This window comes from Aeromonas sp. HMWF015 (assembly GCF_963878965.1).
GTDB classification, from domain to species: domain Bacteria; phylum Pseudomonadota; class Gammaproteobacteria; order Enterobacterales; family Aeromonadaceae; genus Aeromonas; species Aeromonas veronii.
The window spans coordinates 25606-26024 of record NZ_CAWNZT010000098.1 but is presented as its reverse complement, the minus strand read 5'-3'; the positions used below and the strand labels follow the sequence as shown (position 1 = coordinate 26024).

At 63.5% G+C, this 419-nt stretch carries 1 pseudogene; it reads right to left on the bottom strand.

The window, feature by feature from the left end:
* Nucleotides 1-419, bottom strand: a pseudogene (locus AACS18_RS04705) (flavodoxin reductase); the annotation flags it as partial.

The following is a 419-nucleotide window of genomic DNA, read 5'->3' as shown; positions in this document are numbered from 1 at the left end:
AAAAAGGCAAACTGACCCGGGCGGTAATGGGCGAGCGGCCGCTCCAGCTGCATGGTTAGCTCGCAGGTATGATCCGCCAGCGTCCGCACCGCAACGACCCGGCCGGGATGGCGCTTCCGCGCCCCCACTTGCCCCAGCAGGGAATAGAGTGCCCCGATAGCACCGATCCCGCCGATCAACCAGATCGCTACCCCAACCGGCGTCATGGCTCCCACCTGAGGCAGCAGGCAGAGCCCGTGGCCCCAACCTGCCAGATAGATGAGCGGCGCCAGTCGATGGATCAGCCGAAAGCGACCATAACTCACCAGCGCCAGCAAGCTCACCACCACCAGCGCGATCAGCAGATAGAAACTCCACTCACCCAGGGTATTGCCAAGGGCATGGAGCGAGATGCCATTACCTGCACCAGCGCCAGCTGT